This is a genomic window from Nocardiopsis akebiae (assembly GCF_018316795.1).
GTDB lineage: Bacteria > Actinomycetota > Actinomycetes > Streptosporangiales > Streptosporangiaceae > Nocardiopsis > Nocardiopsis dassonvillei.
The window spans coordinates 5,633,227-5,652,143 of record NZ_CP074132.1; the positions used below are offsets into that span (position 1 = coordinate 5,633,227).

The 18,917-nt window shown below is 72.8% G+C and carries 18 protein-coding genes; 10 read left to right on the top strand and 8 right to left on the bottom strand.

All coding sequences use genetic code 11. The features are described from left to right. Positions 1 to 534: 534 nt before the first annotated feature. From KGD83_RS24025 to KGD83_RS24040, 4 genes are all read right to left on the bottom strand, one after another. Complete coding sequence (locus KGD83_RS24025) at positions 535 to 1,833, bottom strand: HNH endonuclease signature motif containing protein (protein WP_212644585.1); 1,299 nt, start codon at positions 1,831 to 1,833, stop codon at positions 535 to 537. A 578-nt stretch (positions 1,834 to 2,411) separates the two neighbouring features. Then, entirely contained in the window at positions 2,412 to 2,582 is a 171-nt protein-coding gene (locus tag KGD83_RS24030; RefSeq protein WP_212641286.1) for a hypothetical protein, read from the bottom strand. Between the two features lie 5 nt (positions 2,583 to 2,587). Further along, a complete protein-coding gene (meaB, locus tag KGD83_RS24035; protein WP_212641287.1) occupies positions 2,588 to 3,544 on the bottom strand; it encodes a methylmalonyl Co-A mutase-associated GTPase MeaB in 957 nt (318 codons plus the stop codon). Positions 3,545 to 3,860: 316 nt separating this feature from the next. After that, positions 3,861 to 5,048, bottom strand: coding sequence for an acetyl-CoA C-acetyltransferase (locus KGD83_RS24040; protein ID WP_212641288.1), 1,188 nt, complete (start codon positions 5,046 to 5,048; stop codon positions 3,861 to 3,863). Positions 5,049 to 5,135: 87 nt separating this feature from the next. Here KGD83_RS24040 and mce point away from each other — a divergent pair, with 87 nt between their 5' ends. Both mce and KGD83_RS24050 read left to right on the top strand, forming a co-directional pair. Further along, positions 5,136 to 5,714: a methylmalonyl-CoA epimerase gene (mce, locus tag KGD83_RS24045; protein ID WP_249352015.1), complete on the top strand. Its 579-nt coding sequence runs from the start codon at positions 5,136 to 5,138 to the stop codon at positions 5,712 to 5,714. Positions 5,715 to 6,093: 379 nt separating this feature from the next. Continuing rightward, entirely contained in the window at positions 6,094 to 7,389 is a 1,296-nt protein-coding gene (locus tag KGD83_RS24050) for a DivIVA domain-containing protein (RefSeq protein ID WP_047868503.1), read from the top strand. 211 nt (positions 7,390 to 7,600) lie between these two features. On the opposite strand, the gene KGD83_RS24055 is transcribed toward KGD83_RS24050, so the two are convergent. The 4 genes from KGD83_RS24055 to KGD83_RS24070 form a co-directional block, all read right to left on the bottom strand. Beyond that, positions 7,601 to 8,341, bottom strand: coding sequence for an alpha/beta hydrolase (locus KGD83_RS24055; RefSeq protein ID WP_212641289.1), 741 nt, complete (start codon positions 8,339 to 8,341; stop codon positions 7,601 to 7,603). 32 nt (positions 8,342 to 8,373) lie between these two features. Continuing rightward, positions 8,374 to 8,706, bottom strand: a complete 333-nt coding sequence (locus KGD83_RS24060; protein ID WP_212641290.1) for an ATP/GTP-binding protein — start codon at positions 8,704 to 8,706, stop codon at positions 8,374 to 8,376. Positions 8,707 to 8,917: 211 nt separating this feature from the next. Continuing rightward, complete coding sequence (locus KGD83_RS24065) at positions 8,918 to 10,129, bottom strand: 3-hydroxyacyl-CoA dehydrogenase (protein WP_212641291.1); 1,212 nt, start codon at positions 10,127 to 10,129, stop codon at positions 8,918 to 8,920. A gap of 175 nt (positions 10,130 to 10,304) precedes the next feature. Next, entirely contained in the window at positions 10,305 to 10,691 is a 387-nt protein-coding gene (locus KGD83_RS24070; RefSeq protein ID WP_212641292.1) for an SCO5389 family protein, read from the bottom strand. A 206-nt stretch (positions 10,692 to 10,897) separates the two neighbouring features. On the opposite strand from KGD83_RS24070, the gene nucS reads away from it, so the two are divergent. The 8 genes from nucS (at position 10,898) to KGD83_RS24110 (ending at position 18,917) form a co-directional block, all read left to right on the top strand. Further along, positions 10,898 to 11,575 carry an endonuclease NucS gene (gene nucS / locus KGD83_RS24075; RefSeq protein ID WP_212641293.1) on the top strand — a complete coding sequence of 226 codons (678 nt, stop codon included), beginning with the start codon at positions 10,898 to 10,900 and terminating at the stop codon, positions 11,573 to 11,575. A 185-nt stretch (positions 11,576 to 11,760) separates the two neighbouring features. Beyond that, positions 11,761 to 12,657 (top strand): ABC transporter ATP-binding protein, encoded by an 897-nt coding sequence (locus tag KGD83_RS24080; protein ID WP_212641294.1) that lies wholly within the window; start codon positions 11,761 to 11,763, stop codon positions 12,655 to 12,657. After that, positions 12,654 to 13,508 (top strand): ABC transporter permease, encoded by an 855-nt coding sequence (locus KGD83_RS24085; RefSeq protein WP_212641295.1) that lies wholly within the window; start codon positions 12,654 to 12,656, stop codon positions 13,506 to 13,508. The genes KGD83_RS24080 and KGD83_RS24085 overlap by 4 nt, the downstream gene beginning before the upstream one ends. Before the next feature lie 149 nt (positions 13,509 to 13,657). After that, entirely contained in the window at positions 13,658 to 14,833 is a 1,176-nt protein-coding gene (locus tag KGD83_RS24090; protein WP_249352016.1) for a sensor histidine kinase, read from the top strand. After that, on the top strand, positions 14,830 to 15,462 hold the full coding sequence (locus tag KGD83_RS24095) for a response regulator (protein ID WP_212641296.1): 633 nt from the start codon (positions 14,830 to 14,832) through the stop codon (positions 15,460 to 15,462). The genes KGD83_RS24090 and KGD83_RS24095 overlap by 4 nt, the downstream gene beginning before the upstream one ends. Before the next feature lie 85 nt (positions 15,463 to 15,547). Continuing rightward, positions 15,548 to 16,207: a DUF1707 SHOCT-like domain-containing protein gene (locus KGD83_RS24100; protein ID WP_212641297.1), complete on the top strand. Its 660-nt coding sequence runs from the start codon at positions 15,548 to 15,550 to the stop codon at positions 16,205 to 16,207. 240 nt (positions 16,208 to 16,447) lie between these two features. After that, the gene (locus tag KGD83_RS24105; protein WP_212641298.1) at positions 16,448 to 18,016 is read left to right on the top strand and encodes a M28 family peptidase; all 1,569 of its coding nucleotides are present in this window, start codon (positions 16,448 to 16,450) and stop codon (positions 18,014 to 18,016) included. Between the two features lie 304 nt (positions 18,017 to 18,320). Continuing rightward, positions 18,321 to 18,917, top strand: coding sequence for a cob(I)yrinic acid a,c-diamide adenosyltransferase (locus tag KGD83_RS24110; protein WP_212641299.1), 597 nt, complete (start codon positions 18,321 to 18,323; stop codon positions 18,915 to 18,917).

Consider the following 18,917-nt stretch of genomic DNA (forward strand, 5'->3'; position numbering starts at 1 on the left):
ACACGCCGGGCTGGAGGCGGGCCCATTGGAAATGGGCCTGGCCGGAAGTAGGCCGGTGCGGACCGTCGCGGTCCGTACCGGCCGCTTCCGTGTCGGACTCTCCCAGAGGATCCTTGCTCCGGACCGGCACACGGGGGAAGGGGCTGGCGATGGTGAGAGCGCACCAGCTGCCGCGTAGTGGCTCGGGAGGACGTCCAACGGTGGGGGTTCGGGGGTGGTGGGGCTCTGCTGCGTTGGCAGCGAAGGCAGCGGGTGTCCGGGGGCTCCGTTCAACGCTCCACCTGCTGATGGTGACCGGAGGCGGCGTCGCCAGCTTCCGCGTAGTGGCTCGGGAGAGTGACCAACGGTGGGGGTTCGGGGGTGGTTAGGCTCTGCTGCGTTGGCACCAAAGGCGGCGGGGCTGGCGGGCCTCGGGCAGCGCTACCGGCCCCTGGGGTGGGGTGGGGTGGGCGACGGTGGCAGCGACGAGGGTGGGCGCGGGGCCCGGGCCGCCTGTCGGGCGCGGGCGTGCCGGGGACCGGCACGACCCGGGGGTCACTCCCGGAGCGGTGGAACCGGAATCCTGTCGGGCGGGTGGTCTCGTCCCCGTCCCTGGTGCTGGTGTTGGTGTGTGCGTAGTTCGCGTTGGTACTTGGCCCGGTTGTGCGGCCCGCACAACGGTTGCAGATTCGCCACCACGGTGCGCCCGCCCCGGGAGAACGACCGCACGTGGTCGGCCTGGCACAACGCCACCGGCACCTCACACCCTTGCGGGTGGGCGCAGGTGGTGTGCCCGTGGAAGGCTGCCGCCCGTTGCCGGGCTGAGGCCAGGCGTCGACCGGGCCCCACGTCCAGCACCTGCCCGGTGGGCGGTGCGGTGAGCATACGCACCACCTCGGAGTCGGCGGCCAACTCGTGCACCAGCCCGACCGGGATCACCCGGCCGTGCTCGTCCAGCGCCGGAACTTCCTGACCCTGGTCGTCCAGGTAGGTCTGTACGGGTACGACGATGCGGATCTGCGCCAACGGAGCGGGAGTGTTGCCGCATCCGGTGTGGGTCGTGGCGAAACGCAGCGCCGCGATGAGCGCGTCGTGCTCACGCTGGGACCGGGACCGGGTGTCGTCCTCGCTGGGTGGGGCGGTGAAGGTGTCGATGGCCGCGCGCACGACCAACGCGTCCCCGGACCCGCCCCAAGCCTGCAACTGGTAGCTGCCCTGGAACGTGTCATGGACCGTCAGGCCGCGTGCGGCATGAGCCGCCTCGTGGTCGCGGTCCAGGCGGTGGGTGTCCAAACGGTAGGCGACCTGGCGGGCCACCGACTGGAGCTGGTTGACCGACAACGCGGGCCGCTCCGCCTTGGCCGCCACCAGCGCCGCTTCGAACCCCTGCCGGTACTGCGCCTGGTCGGGGAAATGCTGGGCGTCGCGGGTCTGGACGGCTTTGTCGGTGGCCTTGGCGATCACCACCGCCTCACCCAACACCACCCGGCCCTCAGCCACGGCCTGGGCGGTGGCGGGCAGCGTCTCCTCCTGTACATGCTGGGCCAGACGGGCCAAATCCTTGGCCTGGGCGGTAGGGACCTTGCACCGATGAGTGATCCACTTGTCCAACGTGGAGTAACCGCTGTAGCGGGCCACCGCACCACGCGCGTACAAACGCGCCATCCGCGCCAGAGCCCGATACCGGATCTGGTCCAGTTGGGCCCACAGCGCCGCGATCTCCTCAGCGGCCGCCTCGTCCGCCCCGGGCGGGACCTCGGTGTTCAACGCCCGGTCGATGATCTCGCGCGCACCGGCCAGCGCGGCCACGGCCGGGGAATATCCCCCGGGGGCCGCCTCGGGCGCTGCGATCATCATCTCCATACTTCTTATTATAGGCCAGCACCCGCCCTTTCCTCCACTATTCACAACGTCGAATTCGACGCCTTTCCCTCCCGGGGCTGCTCTCGATTGACAGACCACATTTAAGGCGAACCGAAAGGCGCCCGAAAACGAGCACCTAGAATGGCACCTTGGCCTTGGTGGTGCCGTCGCCCGCCCCGGCCGCAGGGTCCGGGATCGTTGCCCGAGGCCGGAGGGTCCGCTTGCCGCTGGTGCCGACGCAGCAGAGCCCTACCACCCCTACACCCCGGGCGTTGGTCGCCCTCCGGTGGTCGCTCCCGCCTTTGGTGCCGCTTTTCGTCGGCCACCCACACCCCCACCCAACGCCCACCGTTTTCCGCGAGCCATCTCACTTCGCGGCAGCTGGCGCGCTTTCGCTGCCGCCAGAAACCCCCGCCAGGAATGGCGTAGGGAGGGGCCCTGTGGGCGGACTCTTCCTGCCCCTCGCTTATTTATCCCTGCTGGCCTGTGAACTGCGGGGCATGGGGGGCGGGGCGCGGGACGCGGGATGTTTCAGGGCACGCCGAAAAGCTCACTGGGTGGGATCCCCCCTATTTCCAGGAAACCATCACCGCACCACCCACGACCAGCCCCAATGCGCGCCTGTGGAAAACACAACCACCTGCGGAAAACACGGCCGCCACTGACATCACCACAGGCACCGCCACCGGCACCAGCACCAGCACCAGCACCAGCACCAGCACCAGCACCAGCACCAGCACCAGCCTCACCCCAGGTCAGTGCCCAACTCCTTCAGCACCACGTCAGCGGCGGCGTAGGGGTCCCTCGTCCCCTCCGCCACGTCCTCGGCCAGCGCGTCCAGGCCGGTGTCGTCGCCCGCCCCGCCCATCCGCGAGCGCAGCAGCTCCAGCACGATCGCCTGCACCTCGTCCCGGGCGCGGGCGCGGCGGCGGCGGGTCAGGTCGCCACTCGCCTCCAAGTGGGCGAAGTGCTGGTCCATCCGCTCCCACAGCTCGTCGACGCCCTCGTCCCGGGAGGCGACGGTCATCACGATCGGCGGCTTCCACTCCTGGTCGGTGCGGTCCTTCATGGCGATCATCTGGCGCAGCTCGCGCAGGGTGGACTTGGCGCCCTCCCGGTCGGCCTTGTTGATCGCGAAGACGTCGGCGACCTCCAGCACGCCCGCCTTGGCGGCCTGCACCGAGTCGCCCATGCCCGGGGCGCACAGCACCACCGTGGTGTCGGCCTGCCCGGCGATCTCCACCTCGGCCTGGCCCACGCCCACCGTCTCCACCAGGATCACGTCGAACCCGGCCGCGTCGAGCACCCGCAGGGCGTGCGGCGTGGCCCAGGACAGCCCGCCCAGGTGCCCGCGGTTGGCCATGGAGCGGATGAACACCCCCGGGTCGGTGGCGTGCTCCTGCATCCGCACGCGGTCGCCGAGCAGGGCGCCGCCGGTGAACGGCGAGGAAGGGTCCACGGCCAGCACGGCGACGGTCAGCCCCTTCGCCCGGGCGGCGCGCACGACGGCGTTGGTGGTGGTGGACTTGCCCACCCCCGGGGAGCCGGTGAAACCCACCACCCGGGCACGTCCGGTGTGCGGGGCCAGGCCCGCCATGATCTCGCGCAGGGCCGCGGACCCGTTCTCGACCAGGGTGATCGCGCGGGCCAGTGCCCGGCGGTCGCCCTCGCGGACCCGTTCGACCAGTTGGGGGGCGTCCATGGAACTCCTCGGTGTGGCGGAGCAGGACGGGGCGAGGGCTCGTGGCCCCCGCCCCGCGGCTGTCAGGTGCGTCGTGTCCCCGGGGCTCTCCCGGGTAGACAGTGTCTTCGGATCGGGTCCCCCGCGCGGTCCGCCACGCGGGCGTCCGGGGATCTCCCGGCGCCCGCGGACGGCGTCCACGAGGGGGTCGGCCGCAGTCCGGCGGCCGTGGCCGCCGGGCCCAGGGCCCGGCGCGGCACCGCGCGGCGGGCGCCCCGGGCGGCGGTACCGGGCGGGAACCGTCAGCGGCACCGCTCGGCGGGCGTCGTCAGCTGGATTACTCGGCGGGGACCGTGAACAGCAGGGCGTCGCCCTGGCCGCCGCCGCCGCACAGGGCGGCCGCGCCGAACCCGCCGCCGCGGCGGCGCAGCTCGTGGACCAGGTGCAGGGCGATGCGCGCCCCGGAGGCGCCGATCGGGTGGCCGAGCGCGATGGCGCCGCCGTTGACGTTGACGACGTCCTCCGAGACGCCCAGGTCGCGGGTGGACTGCAGGCCCACCGCGGCGAAGGCCTCGTTGATCTCGATCAGGTCCAGGTCCTCGACCGAGCGGCCCGCCTTGCCCAGCGCGTGCCGGATGGCGTTGGAGGGCTGGGAGTGCAGCGAGTTGTCCGGACCGGCGACGTTGCCGTGCGCGCCGATCTCGGCCAGGACCGTGGCGCCCAGCTCCTCCGCCTTGGCGCGGCTCATCACGACCACCGCGGCCGCGCCGTCGGAGATCTGCGAGGAGGAGCCCGCGGTGATGGTGCCCTCGCTGTCGAACGCGGGGCGCAGCCGGGCCAGGCTCTCGGCGGTGGTGTCGGCCCGCACGCCCTCGTCCGCGGAGAAGACGACGGGGTCGCCCTTGCGCTGCGGGATCTGGACGGGGACGATCTCGGCGTCGAAGTACCCGGCGGCGGCCGCGGCGGCCGCGCGCTGGTGGGAGCGGGCCGCGAAGGCGTCCTGCTCCTCGCGTCCGATGCCGAGCTTGCCGTTGTGGCGCTCGGTGGAGGCGCCCATGGAGTCACCCTCGAAGGCGTCGGTCAGGCCGTCGTGCGCGGTCGCGTCCAGGACCTCGACCGACCCGTACTTGTAGCCCTTACGCGACTTGGGCAGCAGGTGCGGCGCGTTGGTCATGGACTCCATGCCCCCGGCCACGACCACGTCGAACTCGCCCGCGGTGATGAGCTGGTCGGCGAGGGCGATCGCGTCCAGGCCGGACAGGCAGACCTTGTTGATCGTCACCGACGGCACGTTCATGGGGATGCCCGCCTTGACGGCGGCCTGGCGGGACGGGATCTGGCCGGCGCCCGCCTGGAGCACCTGTCCCATGACCACGTATCCGACCTGTTCGCCGGTGACGCCGGCGCGTTCCAGGGCGGCCTTGATCGCGAAGCCCCCGAGGTCGGCGGCGGAGAACCCGGCGAGGGAGCCGAGGAGTCTGCCGGTGGGGGTCCGTGCCCCACCGACGATGACGGAACCGGGCATCGTAACTGGCCTCCAAATGCATGGGTGACGCACCTGGTCTGCAACGATACCCACACCGCCGTCAGCGATCCCCGGGAGGTTCACCCCATGAGTGACGCACCGCACTCGGCCAGCGAGTTCATCACCCCGCCTTCCTCCTCCGCCCCCTCCTCCCCCTCCGCTCCCACGGCCCCGTCCGCACCCGCCGTCCCGTTCTCCGGCCTGACCCGGCTCGACCACGTGGGCATCGCCTGCCGCGACCTGGACGCCTCGGTGGCCTTCTACCGGTCCACGTACGGGTTCGAGGTGGAGCACGAGGAGGTGAACGAGGAACAGGGCGTGCGCGAGGCCATGCTCCGGGTCAACGGCACCGACGACGGCGGCGCCACCTACCTCCAGCTGCTCGAACCCACCCGCGCGGACTCCCCGGTGGCCAAGTTCCTGGAGCGCAACGGCGAGGGCGTCCACCACGTCGCCTTCGGTACCGCGGACGTGGCCGCCGCAGCGGCGGGCGTCGGCGGGAGCGGAGTACGCGTGCTGGACGCCGAGCCGCGGCGGGGGACGGCGGGGTCGAGGATCGTCTTCCTGCACCCCAAGGACTGCGGCGGCGTGCTCACCGAGCTGGTCCAGAGCCCGGATGCGGCGCACGGGGAAAGGGACGGCGACCGTCCCGGAATTTCCGGATAGCGTCACGGGGGCGTTCCGGACAAGTCACAGGTTGAACGCCAGTGGCGTGGTCAGCCTCGGAGCCCAGCGGAAGTTACCCCAAACCCCCTTCCCAGGTGTTCCGCGCTTGATAAAGTCGGCTAGCTGCCGGATGCGCTATTCCGGCGTTGGTCCATGTCTTGCAGTCCGGTAGCCGAGTCGGGTCGGCCGTACCGCCGTGTCGGATGACGTGGCGCACACGGACGACCTCGGAGGCGGTCAGGGGCTCATCAGCCCGTCGTCGCCCGCCCCATCCCCCGGCTCACGACCGGACCCGTCCCCGGGGACTGCGCTGCCGCCCTCCCCGCCGTCCCCGGCCCCTTGCAAGTAGCCGTCTCGCACCCGTTCAGGATTCCGCCACATGCCGTCAAACAACATCGACACCCAGCTCAACAACATCTTCGACGAGGACAACACCCCGCACGAATTCGACGTGGTGCTGCGTGGGTATGACCGCACCCAGGTGGATGACTACGCGGCCAGCCTGCGCAACGACCTCAAGCAGTACTCGAAGCAGACCGAGAAGCTCAAGGCCGAGCTCAACGCCAAGAACCGCCAGCTCCAGGAGCGCGAGCGCCCCTCCTACTCCGGTCTGGGCTCGCGCATCGAGGAGCTGCTGCGCCTGGCCGAGGAGCAGGCCAACGAGCTGGTCCAGAGCGCGCAGATCGACGCCAACGACATCCGCTCGGCCGCCAAGATCGAGGCCGCCGACATGCGCGCGGCCGCCGAGTCCGAGGCCACCGAGGTGCGCACCCTCGCCCAGCGCGAGGCCGACGAGGCCCGCCAGACCGCCGAGTCCGAGGCGGAGGAGATCTCCACCACCGCCCGCCGCGAGGCCGACGAGCTCGCCTCCACCACCGAGCGCGAGGTGCAGAAGAAGCGTTCCGCGGTCGACCACGAGATCGCCGAGAAGCGGGCGACCTTCGAGGGCGAGATCGCCAAGCTGCGCACCACCACCGAGCGCGAGTGCGCCCAGGCCCGCGCCGCGGCCAAGCGCGAGCGCGACGAGACCATCCAGTCGGCCAAGAGCCAGGCCGAGGAGCTTCGCAAGAACGCCGAGCGCGCCTACGCCGAGTCCGAGGCCCGGCGCACCGAGGCCGAGGACCAGTTCGAGCTCCAGCTGGCCGACCGCCGCGCCGAGGCCGAGCGCCAGGACGCCGAGCGCCTCGCCGCCGCCCAGGCCGCCACGCAGAAGATGGTCAACGAGGCGGAGGAGCGGGCCGCCAGCGCCGAGCAGCGCGCCACCAAGGCGAGCCAGCAGGCCGAGCAGACCCGCCGCGACGCTGAGAACCACGCCAAGCAGCTGGTCGGCAACGCCAAGAAGAACGCCGCCCAGATCGAGGCCGAGGCCAAGTCCAAGGCCGAGCACCAGCTCGGGGACGCCAAGTCCGAGGCCAACCGGATCATGACGGCCGCCAAGAAGGAGGTCGACGAGCTCAACCGCCAGCGCGACAGCATCCAGTCGCACCTCCAGCAGCTGCGCCAGCTGCTCGGCGGTGGCGGCCCGGCCGCCCCGGCCCCGGCTCCCGCCGCGCCGGTCGCCGCAGCTCCGGCCCCGGCCGCGATCCCGCAGGAGCCCGCTCCGGCCGCCGAGGAGACCCGGCAGCCGGTGCACTCCGGCAAGGGCGCCGACGACGAGGACTGGTGGCAGGAGTAGGGTTCCGGCCCGTTCGGGTCTGACGCCCTCCCCCCGCGTGTGAGGACCCGCCCTCCCCGGCGTCAGCCGGGGAGGGCGGGTCCTTCGTCGTGTCGGACACGGGAGGGCGCCTCCAGCGGCGGGCCCGGGGGCCGCGCGGCGGAGGCGCCGGACCGTCAGCGGGGACGGCAGGGGGCAGCGGTGGCGGCGCGACGTCCAGGGCCGCGCGGGTCTAACCGAGGGTCTGGACGTCCTTCTCGTAGGGACCGTCCCACTCCACGGGGAGGGGGTAGGCCTCGGGGTTGACCCGCTTGACGATCTCGTCCAGCACGCGGCGCACGTAGGGCTCGCCCACCCACAGGTGCTTGGCTCCCTCGACTCCGACGACCTCGCACTGGGAGAGCGGTTCGAAGCGCTCCCTGGCCTCGTCGGGGCGCAGGTAGTCGTCGTGCTCGGGGACCAGGGCGACCACCGGCTTGCCCGTGCGCGCCCACACCGCCATGTCGGCCTCGTCGGCGCGGTGCAGCGGCGGCGACAGCAGGATCGCACCCTTGATTTGCGGGTCCGCGCCCCATTTGAGGGCCAGCTCGGTGCCGAAGGACCAGCCCAGCAGCCAGGGTTCGGGCAGGCCCTCGAACTCGGTGAACTCGATGGCGGCGAGCACGTCGTGCTTCTCGGTCTCGCCCTCGCCGAACTCGCCCTGACTGGTGCCGTGCCGCGAACCGGTGCCGCGGGTGTTGAACCGCAGCACCGCGATGTCGGCCAGCGCGGGCAGCCGGAACGACGCCTTGCGCAGGACGTGGCTGTCCATCATGCCCTCGGCGGTGGGCAGGGGGTGCAGGCAAACCAGGGTGGCCTTGGGGTCGCGGCCCTCGGGCAGGGCCAGCTCGCCGACCAGCTCCAGGCCGTCGGCGGTGTGCAGGGTGACGGGTCGTCTCACGGCGGGCAGCACCGTGGTGGCTCGGATCTCCATGGCTCCTCGTGTCCGGGGTAGGTGGCCGGGGCTCAGCGGCGGGGGGAGCGCGGCGCGCGGTGGGAGCGCCGGTCCCAGCAGGAGGAGTGCCAGTGGCGCCGGTCGTCGCCGTCGCCGTAGGGGCGCCAGGCCACGACGTGCGCCATGCCGGTCGGGATCTCCTGGGCGCAGCCGGGGCAGCGGTAGACCTTGGTGGCGGCGGCGCCGGGGACGCGGCGCGTGACCCACTCGCCGTCGGGGCCGGTCTCGCGGCGCTGTCCGCCGGTGACGCGCAGCATGAGGGCGTCCTCGTCGTCGGGGGCGCCGCCGGGGGCCTTGCGGCCCCGGGCGGATGTGCGGCGGGGAGAGTTACGGCGCGGGCTCACACCGACCAGGGTAGAAGAGGACCGGCAGTGGCCGCCGCCACACGCTCGGCGGCGGCGCGCTCCGCCTCCCCGCGCGACGGGAGGCCCGGCGCGGTGGCCGGAGCCGTCCCGTGCGCAGTGGCGCTCCCGTGCCGGGCGCGGGGCCGGTACGGAGGCGTCGCCGCGGATCGGGGAACCGCGTCCCGCGGCGGCGACGCCTCCGGTGCGCACGTCAGGCGTGGCAGGCGCAGCCGCCGTGGCCCCCGCCCTCCGGGGCGTCGGGCAGCTGGTCCATCAGGAGCGGGGCGGGCACGGGGATGTCGGTGAGGCCGTACTCGCCCATCGCGACCAGGGTGGTGACCACGGACTCGGCGCCGCGCTCCTCCAGCAGTTCGGTGGGGCCCTTGGGGTAGCCGCAGCCGAAGCGCATGGCGGTGTCGACGTCCCTGGCGGAGGCGTAGCCGTCGCCGATCATGCGCAGCGCGTCGTCGATCTGCGGCGCGAGGAGGACCTCGCCCAGGTCCAGGGTCTCCTCCTCCTGGATCATCTGCGCGTAGCGGCCGGTGGGGCGGGGCTCGGGGGCCTCGTCGGTGCCCGCGTAGAAGCCCTGGCCGGACTTGCGGCCCAAGCGGCCTGCGGCCACCATGCGGCGCAGCAGCGGCGAGGCGGCGTAGCGCCGGTCGCGGTACTCCTCCCACAGGACGTCCATGACGGCCAGGCAGACGTCGAGGCCGACCAGGTCGGCGAGGGCCAGCGGGCCCATGGGCAGTCCCGCGGCCTTCTGCACCGAGGCGTCGATCTCCTCGCGGGTGGCCACCTTGCGCTCGTACAGGCGGATCGCGTCGTTGATGTAGGGCACGAGCAGGGCGTTGGCCACGAACCCGGCGCGGTCGCCGACCGCCACGGGGGTCTTGCCGATGCGCTTGGCCACCTCGGTGACCACGTCGACGGTCTCGGCGCTGGTGGACACCGTGGTGATGACCTCGACCAGCTTCATGACCGGGGCGGGGTTGAAGAAGTGCAGCCCCACGACCTTGTCCGAGCGGCCGGTGAGCGCAGCGATCTCGGTGACCGACAGCGAGGACGTGTTGGTGGCCAGGATCGTGCCGGGCGGGCAGATCCGATCCAGGTCCGCGAAGACGTCCTTCTTGATGTCCATCCGTTCGGGGACGGCCTCGACGACGAAGTCCGCGTCGGCGAGGTCCTCGCGCGAGGTGGTGAACGTCAGCCGGGCGTCGATCCCGGTGCGTTCGTCCTCGGTGAGCTTGCCCTTGTCCACCGCCTTCGCGAGGGACCGGTCCACGTGGGCGCGGCCGCGGTCGACGGCGGCCTGGTCGATCTCGACCCCGGTGACGTTGAACCCCGCGCGGGCGAACACCTCGGCGATACCCGCGCCCATCGCGCCGAGTCCGACGACACCGACCTTGTCAAATTCCTGCACCATACGCCCAGACTACGGGCCCGGCAGAGCCGTCCCGCGCACGGGATGCCCGAGTCGGGCACTCGGTGCCATGCGGTGCGGCGAGGGGCGGCGGTGGCGGTGCCGCCGCGCCCCGGCCGCGGCGGGGCGGCACCGCTCCCTCCCCGGGGGGCGCGACCACGCGTGCCGGGGGGCGTCCCTAGCAGTCGACGAGTTCGGGCGACTGGTTGAGCAGCTGGGCGCGCGGGGAGGTGAACTCGGCGCGGGCCGCCTCGGCCCCGGGCGCGAAGAGGGCGACGCGGTGGCAGTTCTGGAAGGCCAGGCGCAGGCCGAAGTGCCGCTCCACCGCGCCGCGCATGGCGTCGCTGGCGAGCAGGCGCAGCAGCTGTCCCCTCTCCTGCTCGCCGGGCGGGGGCACCTCGTTCGCCTCGAAGCCGGACTCGGCGGTCCGGGCGCCCTCGGCCAGCCCGCTGACCACCTCCCAGGCGTAGGGCAGGGAGTCCTTGATGCAGGCGATGAAGTCGGCGTCCTCGACCGGGCCGTGCTTCGCCTTCTCCAGCAGGTCGGGAGAGACCGTCAGCGACATGGAAGTCCCTTCGTCGTCACGGGCGCGCGCATCCGTGCGCCCCTGGCGACGTTATGGGCCGGGCCGCGCCCCGTCATGGCGCCGGGGGGACACACCTGTCTTCCCCCGGAGGCACATCCCTGTGGACGCGGTCGTCAACGCCGCACGGAGCGGGCGATACGCGGTTGCGCCCCGCGCGTCCGGCGGAGGCGGTAACGTGACGTTTCGTGCGTCTCGTCATCGCTCGGTGCAGTGTCGACTACGTCGGCCGCCTCACCGCCCACCTGCCCATGGCTCCCCGCCTGATCCTCATCAAGGCCGACGGGAGTGTGTCCATCCACGCCGACGACCGGGCGTTCAAACCGCTGAACTGGATGAACCCGCCCTGCAAACTGCGCGAGGAGACCGTCGCCGACGGGCCCGACGTGTGGACGGTCACCCACGGCAAGTCCGGTGAGAAGCTGGTGCTGACCGTCGAGGAGGTCCTGCACGACTCCTCGCACGAGCTGGGCAAGGACCCCGGCCTGCAGAAGGACGGCGTGGAGGCCCACCTCCAGGAGCTGCTGGCCGAGCACATCACCACCCTCGGAGAGGGCTACACCCTCATCCGCCGCGAGTACCCCACGGCGATCGGCCCGGTGGACATCCTGTGCCGGGACGGCGCCAACGCCACCGTCGCGGTGGAGCTCAAGCGCCGCGGCGACATCGACGGCGTCGAACAGCTCACCCGCTACCTGGAGCTGCTCAACCGGGACCCGCAGCTCGCGCCGGTGCGCGGCGTGTTCGCCGCCCAGGAGATCAAGCCGCAGGCCCGTGTGCTCGCCGAGGACCGCGGCATCGCCTGTGTGGTGCTGGACTACGACGAACTGCGCGGGATCGAGCCGGACGTGCTCCGCCTGTTCTGAACGACCCCCTCCCGACGGGCCCCGGGGCGCGCCCCGCGCCCGGGGCCCGTCCGCGTCCGCGCCGGGGGCCCCCGCGCCCCGCGGCGCCCCCTCCCTTGGTCGGGGTGGCGTCCTCCGTCCGGAGGACACGGGTGCGGCCCGGCGGCCGATACCCCGGGGGCCCCGCTCGCGGGAGAGTCGGTGCCATGAGCGAGACAGCGATCGAGGTCCACGGCCTCCGCAAGAAGTACGGCGGCAACGAGGCCGTCGCCGGAGTCGACCTGAGCGTCCGGCGCGGCGAGGTCTTCTCCCTCCTCGGCCCCAACGGCGCGGGCAAGTCCACCACGGTCGAGATCCTGGAGGGCTTCCGCCGCCGCGACGGGGGCACCGTCCGCGTGCTGGGCGAGGACCCCGGCGCCGCAGGCCGCCGGTGGCGCTCGCGCGTCGGGGTGGTGTGGCAGGGGGAGACGCTGATCCCCCAGTTGTCCGTGCGCGAGGTGGTCCGCCACTTCGCGGGCTACTACCCCGCCCCGCGCGACCCCGACGCGGTGGTCGACCTGGTCGGCCTGGGCGAGAAGTCCCGGGCGCGGGTCGCGTCCCTGTCCGGCGGTCAGCGCCGCCGCCTGGACGTGGCCCTGGGCATCATCGGCGGACCGGAGCTGCTGTTCCTGGACGAGCCCACCACCGGCTTCGACCCCGGGGCCCGGCGCGACTTCTGGACGCTGGTCGGCGACCTGGCCCGGGGCGGCACCACCATCGTCCTGACCACGCACTACCTGGAGGAGGCCGAGGCGCTCGCCGACCGGGTGTGCGTGGTCGCGCGCGGCAGGGTGCGCGCGCTGGGCTCCCCCGCCACCCTGGGCGGACGCGCCTCGGCCCGTGCCACCGTCGGCTGGACGGTCGACGGGCGGCGCCGCGAGACCCGCACCGACGAGCCCGCCCGGGTGGTGGGCGAGCTGTCCGCCCTGTTCTCCGGTGAGGTACCGGGGCTGAGTGTGCACCGCCCCACGCTGGAGGACGTCTACCTGGACCTGATCGGCGGGGAGGGCGGGGAAGGCGACGGCAGGGACGGCCGCCCCGCCGAGAGGAGGGTGTCCGCGTGAGCACCGCGACCGGACGCACCCCCGGCGCCCCCGCCGCACCGACCTCCAGCGGACGCCTGCCCGGCGCGCTGCGCGTCGGGCTGTCCCGGGGCTGGCTGGAGATCCGCGAGTTCGCGCACGAGTGGGAGAGCGTGATCTTCACCTTCTCCCTGCCCGCGCTGATCCTGGTCATGTTCTCGTCGGTCTTCGACGGCATGTTCGACATGGGCGTGCCCGCCGTGGACTACTACCTGCCGGGCCTGGTGGCGATGGGCCTGATGTCGGTCAGCTTCCAGCAGCTGGGCCTGAACATCGCCAACGAGCGCGAGCGGGGCGGTCTGCGCCGCCTGCGCGGCACCCCGATGCCGCCGACCGCCTACTTCGTGGGCAAGACCGTGGTGGTGCTGTTCCTGGCCCTGGGCCAGCTGGTCCTGCTGTTGGGGGTGGGCGCCCTGGCCTTCGGCGCGCGCATGCCCGACGACCCCGCCGCCTGGGCGACGCTGGCCTGGGTGTTCGCACTGGGTACCGTCTCCTGCTCGCTGCTGGGCATCGCGATCAGCTCCCTGGCCCGCAACGTCCGCTCCGCCTCCGGCATCGTGGTCGTGCCCTTCCTGATCCTGCAGTTCATCTCGGGCGTCTTCGTGCCGGTCGTCGCGCTACCCGGCTGGGTGCTCGACGCCGCCTCGCTCTTCCCGCTGATGTGGATGGCGCAGGGCCTGCGCGCGGCGTTCCTCCCCGCCGAGATGGCCGCCCTCGAACCCGGGGGTTCGTGGGACCCGGCCTCGGTCGCCCTCGCGCTGGGCGTGTGGTGTGTGGTGGGCTTGGCGCTGGTAGTGCTGACGTTCCGGTGGAAGACGCGGAAGGACGGGTGATCTCCGTGGCCGCACGGGCTGCGGGAGGCGGCCACGCCCCGCCCGCACCGTTCCCCGGGCCCGGCGGCCCGCCGTCCGGGGCAGGCGCCCCACCGGGTGGCAGGGGGCGCGACGAAAGGCACGCCTGGGACCTGGGCGTGTGGTGGGACGTGTACTTCACCTCCGTGATGGCGGCCACGGCGGCCATCGCGCTGGTCACCAGCGACCCCTTCTGGCGGTGGCCGCTCGTGGGGCTCATGGCCGCGGTGACGGCCGTGTACTACCTGTTCGCCAGGCAGTTGACGCTGCGCGAGGAGCGGGTCCGCCCGGCGGTCCTCATGGTCGCCCTGCTGGTGCTGTGCCTGCCCGCGGTGACGGTCAACCCCACCCTGACCTTCCTGGTCATGGCGGTGGCCCCGCTGTGCTTCATCACCTCCCCGGTCCCGGCCGCCGCCTCGACGGTGGGCGCGATCCTGCTGGTCCCGATGCCGCTGCGCGGCCTGCTCGGGCTGAGCGAGTGGGACGACATCGCCGTCAACATCCTGGTCAACGGCGTGATGGTGGGCTGCGCACTGTGGTTCGGCAGCTGGCTGGAACGGATCATCGAGCAGAGCTACGAGCGGGCCAACCTGATCCGGGAACTGCGCGAGAGCCGCATGGAGGTCGTGCGACTGTCGGAGGAGACCGGGGCCATGGCCGAGCGCGAGCGCCTGGCGCGCGAGATGCACGACACCCTGGCCCAGGGCTTCACCAGCATCGTGGCGCTGACCCAGGCGGTGGAGTCGGAGATGGACTCCGACCCGGAACTGGCCCGGCGCCACCCCGCCCTGATGCGCGACACCGCCGCCGAGAACCTCGCCGAGGCGCGGGCCATGGTGGCCGCCCGCCAGCCGGTGGGCCTGGACAGCCAGACCCTGGAGGCCGCGCTGGACAGGGTGGCCTCCCGGCTGGGCGACGAACTCGGCCTCCCCGTGGACACCGCGGTGCTCGGCGCCCCGGCCGCCCTGTCCAACGACCTCCGGATCTGCCTGTTGCGCACCGCGCAGGAGGCCCTGGCCAACGTCCGCAGGCACGCCCGGGCCGGGCGCGTGCGGGTGGCACTGGAGTACACGCGGGCCCCCGACGGGAGCCCCGGTCCGGTGGAGCTGGACGTCGCCGACGACGGTGTGGGCTTCGAGCCCGGGCGGACCGCGCCCGGGAACGGGCTGGTCAACATGCGGCGCCGGGCGCACGACGCCGGAGGCGCGGTGGAGGTGGTCAGCGCCCCGGGGCGCGGCACCCGCGTGCGGATGTCGCTGCCCCTGCCCCCGCGGAGCCCGCGAGGCGACGAGGAGTGCGCACCGTGATCCGTGTCCTGCTGGTCGACGACCACCCGGTGGTCCGCGAGGGCATCCGCGGCATGCTCGCCGCCGAGGCCGACCTCAACGTCGTGGGCGAGGCCGCCTCCGGTCCCGAGGCGGTCGTGCGGACGGCCGAGCTGGAGCCGGACGTGGTGCTGATGGACCTGCGCATGCCCGGCGGCGACGGTGTGGAGGCCACCGGGCGCATCAGCGCCGGACGGCCCGGCACGCACGTGCTGGTGCTCACCACCTACGACACCGACGACGACATCCTGCGCCCGGTGGAGGCGGGCGCCACCGGGTACCTGCTCAAGGACACCCCGCGCGCGGAGCTGGCCGAGGCCGTGCGCGCCGCGGCGCGCGGGGAGACCGTCCTGACCGGGCGGTTGGCGGGCAGGCTGTTCACCGGCGTGCGTCGGCGCGGAGAGCCCGCGGCGGTGCTGTCGCCCCGCGAGGCGGAGGTGCTGCGCCTCGCCTCCGAGGGGCACACCAACGCGGCGATCGGGCGCGCCCTGCACATCAGTGCGACCACGGTCAAGACCCACCTGATGCGGGTCTACGACAAGCTCGGCGTGGGCGACCGGACGGCGGCGGTGAGCCAGGCGATCCGCCGCGGGCCGCTCCCCGAGGACTGACCCCGGGGCGCGGGGGCGGGTCTCAGGGGCCTCTCGGGGGTCCTCCCCGATGCGGCACACCGCGCGGCCCCGGAAGAATGGTTCTATGGTGGAAGCAATGAGCGAGATCACTCCCCCCGAGCACGGTCGGATGCGGGCCTCCGACGCCGACCGTGACTCCGTCGCGCACCGCCTGCGTGAGGCCCTCGCCGAGGGGCGCCTGGATCCGGACGAGCACAGCGAGCGGCTCGACGCGGTGTACCGGGCCAAGACCGTCGGCGAGCTGGTCCCCCTCACCGAGGACCTCCCGGCGCCGAACGGTCCCGGCGCCTCCGTGGCCCCCGCCGACTTCCGTTCGCCCCGGCCGCTCTACGGCGGCGGCCGGATCGTGGACCAGGAGCCCACCAGCCGGGCCGCGGTCGTCGTCCTGGGCGGTGCGAGCCGGTCGGGCAACTGGGTCCTGCCGGGCGCCTTCACCGCCTTCGCTGTGCTGGGCGGGATCGACCTGGACCTGCGCGAGGCCCGGTTCACCCAGCGCGAGACGACCGTCTGGGTCTGCGCCGTGATGGGCGGGGTGGGCATCACCGTGCCCGACGACGTGCAGGTGCGGGTGCACGGCCTGCCGCTCATGGGCGGCTTCGGCATCTCCGAGAACACCCCCAGCGTGGTGGACCCGGACGCGCCGATCGTGCACGTGCGGGGCATCGCCGTGATGGGCGGGGTGGGCATCGAGTACAAGCCGCGCAAGCACCAGGACGAGGAGTAGGCCGGCCTCCCCGGTCGGACACGGAGCCCCCCGACGAGACGTTCTGCTCACGCGGGGCCGTCCATGGAACCACACTGCCACCCCATGCGTAAGGTCTGTGGCTGATTGTGGCAATTGTGGTCATCGGTCCTTGCCGGGAGCACCTCCGCGGTGTCAGGCTGCATCGGTACTTCGCCTACTCAAGGTGTCCATCCCCCGACTCCCAGGAGCGGTGGACCCCCGCACTCCGGAGGAAGATCCTTGCGCACCAGTTCCGAAGGGAGGCCGCCGTTCGGAGCGGCCGTCCCCGCCTCCCGGCGCCGCGCCGCCACGGCCGGCGCCGCGGCCGTGCTGATGACCGTGGCCGCCCTGGCGTCCTCCCCCGCCCACGCCGAGCCCGGGCCGCCCGGGCACGCGGGGCCGCCGGCGCACGCGGGCAGGCCGAGCGAGGACCCGCCGCTGTCGGAACGGGTCGACGCGGAGGCCATCCGCGAGCACTTGGAGAACCTCGACACCATCGCCGAGTACAACGGCGGCAACCGGGCCACGAACACCCCCGGCTACGACGTCGCCGCCCTCTACGTCGAGGACCAGCTGGAGCGCGCCGGGTACGAGCCCTACCGGCACGAGTACGAGTACGAGCTGTGGCGGGAGAACTCCCCGGCCGTCCTCGCCCAGACCGCCCCGGAGCAGGTCGCCTACGAGGCCGAGACGGACTACGCGACCATGAGCTACTCCGGATCGGGCGACGTCACCGCCCCGGCGGTGGCCGTCAACGCCGACAGCGCCGCGAGCGGCTGCTCGCCCGACGACTTCGCCGGCTTCCCCGAGGGCGCGATCGCGATCACCGTGCGCGGCACCTGCCCGTTCTCCGACAAGGTGGACAACGCCGCCGCCGCGGGTGCCGCGGCCGCCCTGGTGGTCAACAACGAGGACGAGGTCTTCCTGGGCACCGTGGGCGAGTACTCGGCCATCCCCGCCCTGGGCGTGTCCGGGACGCTGGGCGCCGAGCTGCTGGCCGCCGAGGGCCTGGAGCTGCGGGTGAGCGTGGACGCCGAGGTCAGCAACGAGACCTCCTACAGCGTGCTGGCCGAGACGCCGGGCGGCCGGGACGACAACGTGGTGGTCGTGGGCGGCCACCTCGACAGCGTCGAGGACGGCCCCGGCATCAACGACAACGGCAGCGGCACGGCCTTCCTGCTGGAGACCGCGATCCAGCTGGCCGAGCAGGAGGAGCCCAACAACAAGGTGCGGTTCGCCTTCTGGGGTACCGAGGAGGAGGGCCTGGTCGGCTCCACCCGGTACGTGGAGGACTTGACCGCGCAGGAGGTCGAGGACATCGCCCTCTACCTCAACTTCGACATGATCGGCTCGCACAACTACGGCCGGTTCGTGCTGGACGGCCGGATGGAGCTGCCCGGGTCCGTGGCCGCCCCGTCGGGCTCCGGCGCGATCGCGAAGGTCTTCGAGGACTACTTCGCCGCCCGGGACCAGGTCAGCGAGCCGGGCGTGCTGAGCGGGCGCAGCGACTACCAGGCCTTCATGACCGCGGGTATCCCGTCGGGCGGCCTGTTCAGCGGCGCCGACGGCGTCAAGACCGAGGAGCAGGTCGAGTGGTACGGCGGTACGGCGGGCGAGCAGTTCGATCCGTACTACCACACCGCCGACGACACCATGGAGCACGTCGACTGGGACTCGGTGGCCGAACTGTCGGCGGCCGGTGCGCACGGCGTGGAGTTCTTCGCCGAGAGCACCCTGCCGGTGAACGGGGTGCTGCGCACGACGGCCGCGCCCGACTTCCCGCGCCTGGGCGACGGCTGGCTGAGGTAGTCCGCGCACGGTCCGTGTGAGGGGCGGCCCCCGCACGACAGGGCGGGCGGCGTGGACCCCCCGGTTCCACGCCGCCCGCCGCGGCGTCTCCCCCTCGGCGGTTCCCGGATGACCCCCTCTCGCATCCGGGTACCGCACGTGGACACCGCGGGAAACTACTTTCGGTAGCCCCCTGGATTCCCAATGTATCAGTGAGTTGCATCACCTTAACACGCTGATATGGAACAGTTATCCTCCGTCACGGCTGGTGCTCCGGGCCGCCGCCGCGCCCGCCGGAGCGCGGCCGAACCCTAGGGTGGAGGGCATGACCAAACGGGACACCGACAAGCCGGTCGTGCTGTCGAAGATCTACACGCGCACCGGCGACGCCGGCACGACGGCGCTCGGCGACATGAGCCGGACCGGCAAGAACGACACGCGCCTGGTGGGCTACGCCGACACCGAGGAGGCCAACGCCGCGATCGGCACCGCCCTGGCGCTGGGCGAACTCCCCGACGACGTCCGGGACCTGCTCGGACGGATCCAGAACGAGCTGTTCGACCTGGGCGCCGACCTGTCCACGCCGATCGTGCCCGATCCGGAGTACCCGCCGCTGCGGGTCCTGCCCGAGTACGTCACGCGGTTGGAGGAGGCCTGCGACACCTACAACGCCGACCTGCCCACCCTGCGCAGCTTCATCCTGCCCGGGGGCTCCCCCACCGTGGCGCTCGTGCACACCGCCCGGATCGTGGTCCGGCGGGCCGAGCGCAGCGTGTGGGCGGCCGTCGAGGAGCACGGGCGGACCGTCAACCCGCTCACCGCCCAGTACCTCAACCGGCTCTCCGACCTGCTGTTCATCCTCGGCCGGTACGTCGCCCGGGAGGGCGACGAGGTCCTGTGGAAGCCCGGCGGCGAACGCTAG

What these genes read in the sequence shown, in the direction of transcription:
- KGD83_RS24025 (WP_212644585.1), bottom strand. Translation starts at nt 1,833, where the DNA reads ATGATCGCAGCGCCCGAGGCGGCCCCCGGGGGATATTCCCCGGCCGTG.
- meaB (WP_212641287.1), bottom strand. Translation starts at nt 3,544, where the DNA reads ATGGACGCCCCCCAACTGGTCGAACGGGTCCGCGAGGGCGACCGCCGG.
- KGD83_RS24040 (WP_212641288.1), bottom strand. Translation starts at nt 5,048, where the DNA reads ATGCCCGGTTCCGTCATCGTCGGTGGGGCACGGACCCCCACCGGCAGA.
- mce (WP_249352015.1), top strand. Translation starts at nt 5,136, where the DNA reads ATGAGTGACGCACCGCACTCGGCCAGCGAGTTCATCACCCCGCCTTCC.
- KGD83_RS24050 (WP_047868503.1), top strand. Translation starts at nt 6,094, where the DNA reads ATGCCGTCAAACAACATCGACACCCAGCTCAACAACATCTTCGACGAG.
- KGD83_RS24055 (WP_212641289.1), bottom strand. Translation starts at nt 8,341, where the DNA reads ATGGAGATCCGAGCCACCACGGTGCTGCCCGCCGTGAGACGACCCGTC.
- KGD83_RS24065 (WP_212641291.1), bottom strand. Translation starts at nt 10,129, where the DNA reads ATGGTGCAGGAATTTGACAAGGTCGGTGTCGTCGGACTCGGCGCGATG.
- KGD83_RS24070 (WP_212641292.1), bottom strand. Translation starts at nt 10,691, where the DNA reads ATGTCGCTGACGGTCTCTCCCGACCTGCTGGAGAAGGCGAAGCACGGC.
- KGD83_RS24080 (WP_212641294.1), top strand. Translation starts at nt 11,761, where the DNA reads ATGAGCGAGACAGCGATCGAGGTCCACGGCCTCCGCAAGAAGTACGGC.
- KGD83_RS24100 (WP_212641297.1), top strand. Translation starts at nt 15,548, where the DNA reads ATGGTGGAAGCAATGAGCGAGATCACTCCCCCCGAGCACGGTCGGATG.
- KGD83_RS24110 (WP_212641299.1), top strand. Translation starts at nt 18,321, where the DNA reads ATGACCAAACGGGACACCGACAAGCCGGTCGTGCTGTCGAAGATCTAC.